Source organism: Clavibacter lycopersici (assembly GCF_003576405.1).
Lineage (GTDB): Bacteria > Actinomycetota > Actinomycetes > Actinomycetales > Microbacteriaceae > Clavibacter > Clavibacter lycopersici.
This window is the reverse complement of sequence record NZ_QWGT01000246.1, coordinates 1-4,013: the sequence shown is the minus strand read 5'-3', so window position 1 is coordinate 4,013 and position 4,013 is coordinate 1. Positions and strand designations below refer to the sequence as shown.

At 75.4% G+C, this 4,013-nt stretch carries 6 protein-coding genes; 3 read left to right on the top strand and 3 right to left on the bottom strand.

Going from position 1 to position 4,013, the window contains the following annotated elements; genetic code table 11:
* Both DZG00_RS13140 and DZG00_RS13135 read right to left on the bottom strand, forming a co-directional pair.
* On the bottom strand, positions 1 to 269 hold a 269-nt coding region (locus DZG00_RS13140), incomplete at its 3' end, for an HAD family hydrolase (RefSeq protein ID WP_511172840.1).
* Positions 270 to 307: 38 nt separating this feature from the next.
* Positions 308 to 817 (bottom strand): MarR family winged helix-turn-helix transcriptional regulator, encoded by a 510-nt coding sequence (locus tag DZG00_RS13135; protein ID WP_041464758.1) that lies wholly within the window; start codon positions 815 to 817, stop codon positions 308 to 310.
* A 132-nt stretch (positions 818 to 949) separates the two neighbouring features.
* Here DZG00_RS13135 and mmuM point away from each other — a divergent pair, with 132 nt between their 5' ends.
* Positions 950 to 1,855 carry a homocysteine S-methyltransferase gene (gene mmuM / locus DZG00_RS13130; RefSeq protein ID WP_119455708.1) on the top strand — a complete coding sequence of 302 codons (906 nt, stop codon included), beginning with the start codon at positions 950 to 952 and terminating at the stop codon, positions 1,853 to 1,855.
* Between the two features lie 86 nt (positions 1,856 to 1,941).
* On the opposite strand, the gene DZG00_RS13125 is transcribed toward mmuM, so the two are convergent.
* Positions 1,942 to 2,805 (bottom strand): SDR family oxidoreductase, encoded by an 864-nt coding sequence (locus DZG00_RS13125; RefSeq protein WP_119383091.1) that lies wholly within the window; start codon positions 2,803 to 2,805, stop codon positions 1,942 to 1,944.
* 112 nt (positions 2,806 to 2,917) lie between these two features.
* Here DZG00_RS13125 and DZG00_RS13120 point away from each other — a divergent pair, with 112 nt between their 5' ends.
* Both DZG00_RS13120 and DZG00_RS13115 read left to right on the top strand, forming a co-directional pair.
* Positions 2,918 to 3,298: a winged helix-turn-helix transcriptional regulator gene (locus DZG00_RS13120; protein ID WP_233549193.1), complete on the top strand. Its 381-nt coding sequence runs from the start codon at positions 2,918 to 2,920 to the stop codon at positions 3,296 to 3,298.
* Positions 3,299 to 3,375: 77 nt separating this feature from the next.
* Positions 3,376 to 4,013, top strand: a 638-nt coding sequence (locus DZG00_RS13115) for an MFS transporter (RefSeq protein ID WP_119455707.1), incomplete at its 3' end; no start/stop codon positions are given.

Genomic DNA, 4,013 nt, shown 5'->3' with positions numbered 1-4,013 from the left:
ATGTCGTCGGCGAGGTGACGGAGGTAGGAGGCGTAGAGGCGCGCGAGCTCGGCGGGCTCGGGGTCGCGGCCGATCACGGCGCGGAACGTCGCGGTGCCGACCTGCGGATCCGTCTCCCCCGCCGACGAGTGCTCGCCGATGTCGGCCTCGACGTCGTGCAGGTCACGGAACGCCATCGCCCAGCTGCGGGCGCCGGATCCGCCCGTGTGGATGAGGGTCTCGTCGATGTCGAAGAGGACGGCGGGCGGGGTGGGAGCGATGTCGGGCATCCCCCCATCGTGCTCCGGCGCGCGCGACGCGCCCAGCCTCAGGAGCGGCGCGCGCGGACCCGCTCGGTCGTGCGGGCGATGACGCGGAGGCTGTCGATGAGGGTCGCGATCTGCTCGCGGCTGAGGTCGGCGAGCACCTCGTCCTCGTCGGCGACGAGCCGGCGCATGGCCCGGTCGACGCGCTCGATGCCGAACGGCGTGAGCACGACGAGCCGGCTGCGGCCGCCCGCCGGATCCTCCTCGCGCGTGATGAAGGAGCGCGCGGTCAGCCGGTTGACCCGGTGCACGAGGCTGCCGGTGTCGGTGCCGAGCCGCTCGGCGAGGCCGGCGCGCGTGAGGCCCGCGTCGCCCTGCTGGCGGAGCACGGACAGGAACTCGAACTCGCTCGTGGTGAGGCCCTCGGCGGCGAACGCGCCCTCGCGGATCCGCTGCATCTGCGGCAGCAGGCGCCGGAGCCTCGACACCACGTCGAGCGGCGCGAAGTCGACGTCGGGCATGGCGGCACCCCACGCGTCGATCACCAGGTCGACGTCGTCGTCATCCTTCATCGGGACTCCCACCGTCGCGTCCACGGTACCCGGGACTCCGGTGCCCCGCGGGCCGTCGGCGCCTGGCGCGCGTGCATGTCGCGGGGCGTCGCGGACGGCGGATCCGGGAGCGCGCTCCGGCAGGATGTGCGCATGACCCGGCCGCTCGCGCTCCCCGACCGCCCGCTGGTGCTCGACGGCGGCCTCGGCACGCTGCTGGAGGCGCGCGGGCACGACCTGTCGGATCCGCTGTGGAGCGCGCGCGTGCTCGCCGACGAGCCCGACGCGGTGCGCGCGGCGCACGCCGAGTACTTCCGCGCCGGGGCGGACGTGGCGATCACGGCGTCGTACCAGGTGGGCTTCGAGGCGTTCGCGCGGCGCGGCCTGAGCGCGGCGGAGACCGAGGCGCTGCTGCGGGCGAGCGTGCGGCTCGCAGCCGAGGCGCGGGACGAGGTCGCCCGGGACGACGCTCCCGGGGCGGGCCGCGACCGGTGGATCGCCGCGTCCGTCGGCCCCTACGGCGCGACGCTCGGCGACGGGTCGGAGTACTCGGGATCCAGCGGCCTCACGCGCGACGAGCTCCGCCGCTGGCACGCCCCGCGGTTCACCGTGCTCGCCGATGCGGGCGCCGACCTCCTCGCCTGCGAGACCATCCCGAGCCTCGACGAGGGCCGCGCCCTGGTCGACCTCGCGCGCGGCTCGGGCGCGTCCGCGTGGCTCGCGTTCACGGTGGCCGCCGGACGGCTGCGGTCGGGCGAGCCGATGGCCGCGGGCTTCGCGCTCGCGGAGGAGGCCGACGAGGTCGTGGCCGTGGGGATCAACTGCGCGCACCCGGAGGAGGTGCCCGCCGCGATCGGCGCCGCCCGCGCCGTCACCGACCGGCCGGTCGTCGTCTACCCGAACTCCGGCGAGCGCTGGGACGCGGTCGCGCGCGCCTGGGGCGGCGACCCGGCCCTGCCCGACGTGGGCGGGTGGATCCGGGCGGGCGCGTCCCTCGTCGGCGGCTGCTGCCGGGTCGGACCCGAGGAGATCCGGCGGATGCGGGACGCGCTGGGCTGAGGCCGCGCGAACGACGACGGCCCGCCCCCGCGATGGGGACGGGCCGTCGTCGTGTGCGGATCCGCCTCGGGTGCGGATCCGTGGGGTCAGGCGCCCGCGACCGCCTGGCGGAGGCCCTCGGCGAGCGAGGTGGTGGGACGGCCGAGGAGGCGCGACAGGTCGCCGGTCTCGTCGTCGAGCTGGCCGGCGCGCGAGGCGGCGTCGAGGCCGACGACGAAGCCGATCGTGCCCTCGTCGAGCCCGGCGTCGCCGAGGATCCGCGCGTGCTCCTCCGCGGACACCTGCGAGACGGGGACGGGCTGGCCGAGGATGCCGGAGATCGCCTGGGCGAGGTCGTCCTGGGTCCAGCGCTCGTCGCCCGCGAGCTCGAGGGTCTGCCCGGCGAGCGAGTCGTCGAGGGCCGCGACGGCGGTGGCCTCGGCGAAGTCGGCGATGGTGGCGCTGGCGACGCGGCCGTCGCCCGCGCTCGTGAGGAGCGCGCCGGACTGCTTCACGGACTCGACCGTGCCCGCGTAGTTCTCGGTGTACCAGCCGTTGCGGAGCAGCGTGACGGGCACGCCGGACGCGGCGAGGACCTCCTCGGTGGCCTTGTGCTCGCCCGCGATGAAGAGCTCGGTGGTGGAGGCGCGGAGGACGCTCGTGTAGAGGATCCGGCCGACGCCCGCGGCCTTCGCGGCCTCGATGACGGTGGTGTGCTGCGGCACGCGCTGGCCGACCTCGCTGCCGGAGACGAGCACGAGGGTGTCGCCGGGCTGGATCGCGGCGGCGACGCTGTCGGCGTCGGTGTACTCGAGGCGCGCGGTGCGCACGCCCTGGGCGGCGAGGTCGACGAGGGCCTCGGGGCGGCGCGCGGTGGCGAGCACGTCGGAGGGGGCGGCGCCGCGGGCGAGGAGGGACGCGACGATGCGCGATCCGAGGCGGCCGGTGGCGGCGGTGACGACGATGGTCATGGGATGCCTTTCGAGTCGGGAGGAGCGGTACGCCGGGGTCAACGACTCCGTCGCCGAGTACCTTCCCACAGGGAGGTACCGACTTTCTGGTAAGTTGTGGATCATGACGGACATGAGCTTCCGGGTGACCCGCGACCGACCCGGCGTCACCGAGGGCCGCTACCCCGCGAACTGCCCGTCGCGCACGCTGCTCGACCACATCACGAGCAAGTGGGGCGTGCTCGTCCTCCTCGCGCTCGGCGAGCGCTCGCGCCGCTGGGGCGAGCTGCGACGCGAGGTCGAGGGGATCAGCGAGAAGATGCTCGCCTCCACGCTGCGCACGCTCGCCGACGACGGGCTCGTGATCCGCGAGGCGCAGCCCACCATCCCGCCGCGGGTGGACTACCGGCTCACCGAGCTCGGCCACGAGGTGAGCGCGCGGCTCGTGCCGCTGATGGACCTCGTGATGGACATCACCGAGGACACGTCCCCGCTGGCGTCGCGCCGACCCTAGGCTGGTTCCGGCAGTCGGGGGAACCGGCGCCGACCCGATCCGCGCCACGGCGCCACCCGGCCAGAGAGAGACCGACGATGCCCTCCCCGTCCGCGCCGACGCTGTCGCGCACGCCCGCCCCGACCCGCGACGTCCGCCGCGCGCGCGTCGCCGTCGGCATCCTCTTCTTCACCAACGGCGCGATCTTCGCGAACCTGCTGCCGCGCTATCCGTCGATCAAGGCGGAGCTCGGGCTCGCGAACCTCGAGTTCGGGGCCGCGGTCGCCGCGTCGCCGCTCGGCGCGCTGATCGCGGGGCTCGCGGCGGGCGTGCTGATCCGCCGGTACCGCTCGGCGCGCGTGGCGGTGGCCGCGACCGTGGTGGCCTCCGTCGGGATCCTCCTGGCCGGCCTCGCGCCCGGCTGGCTCGTGCTCGCGGGCGCCCTGTTCCTCGCGGGCGCCATGGACTCGATCACCGACGTCGCGCAGAACTCCCACGCGCTCCGCGTGCAGCGGCTGTACGGGCGGTCGATCATCAACTCGTTCCACGCGGTGTGGTCCATCGGCGCTGTCGCGGGCGGGCTCATGGGCGCGGCCGCCGCGCAGATCCGGCTGCCGCTCGTCGTGCACCTCTCCATCTCGGCCGTGCTGTTCAGCGCGCTGGCCGTGGCCTCGCTCGCGTGGCTGCTGAAGGGACCCGAGCCGGAGCCCGGCGACGGCGGCGCCGCGCACGCGCA